At 40.8% G+C, this 1051-nt stretch carries 1 protein-coding gene; it reads right to left on the reverse strand.

Annotated features, from left to right (window positions below; translation table 11 throughout):
- Nucleotides 1–7: 7 nt before the first annotated feature.
- Nucleotides 8–991 carry an IS30 family transposase gene (locus NH568_RS23875; protein WP_054016738.1) on the reverse strand — a complete coding sequence of 328 codons (984 nt, stop codon included), beginning with the start codon at nucleotides 989–991 and terminating at the stop codon, nucleotides 8–10.
- Nucleotides 992–1051 lie beyond the last annotated feature (60 nt).

Consider the following 1051-nt stretch of genomic DNA (forward strand, 5'->3'; position numbering starts at 1 on the left):
GGCAGGTTCAACTTGGAAGTGCACCAACTTTTTCATTATAGATTTCAAATGGAGTTTTGTAATCAAGGCACCTCCTGGGCCTTGAGTTTAAATTATGCTCTATTTCTTGAATCTGTTTGTTGGTTACAGTTGAGAAATCAGTACCTTTTGGCAGATACCTTCGAATTAGGCTATTTATCTGCTCAACAGCTCCTTTTTCCCAACTATGGTAGGGCTGGCAAAAGTAAGAATCACACTGCAATGTCCCGTTTACCTTTATGTGCTGAGCATTTTCAGACCCATTATCATAAGTAATCGATTGAACAAATCCTGCGGGGTGTGAACTTAGGCGTTTTATTATTGCATTGCTTGTTACTAATGCACTCTTGGAGCTTAGCTTGGTTATATGCACTAGCCGTGTTGCTCTTTCTATGATGACATTCAGTGCCGATTTCTTGTGCTTAGATACTACGGAATCGCTCTCCCAGTGGCCTAATTGGGAGCGCTCATTTATAAATGTGGGCCGTTCCAGGATGCTTGTTTTCATTGAGCATTTTTTGCTATATCGACGTGATGGATACTTTTTTCTGCGCTTTTTGTGTTTTCTAGCCAAGCACGCTATGAGTTCAGGAGGCGAACTGTAAACGAACTGATAGATTGATTCATGGCACACATAGGGAGCTTCATTAGTAAGCTTGAGACGTCCTGATATAATCTGAGGGGACCAGCCTTTCCTGAGCTTATCTAACACATACAGCCGTGTCTCAGAAGTCTTCAGCTTTTCACGTTGAGCACGCTTACTCATCCTGGCCTTGTACATATCATGAGCTGGATTTGGATAGTATGTTGGCACGTAATAGTCATAGATATTCCTTTTGAGCTCTCTACTAATAGTGGAATGAGAGCGATTTAGTAAACGTGCAATTTCACGTATCGTTTTATCCTGATAGTGAGACCAATTAAAAATAAGCTTCCGCTCTTGATGACTCAAATGACAGTATTTTTGACCCATTTTGCACCTCCAAAATAGCTAACTTGAACTATAGTGGTGCACTTCAATTTAGAACATAGC

Source organism: Pseudoalteromonas sp. XMcav2-N (genome assembly GCF_024124545.1).
In the GTDB taxonomy this organism is placed as follows: domain Bacteria; phylum Pseudomonadota; class Gammaproteobacteria; order Enterobacterales; family Alteromonadaceae; genus Pseudoalteromonas.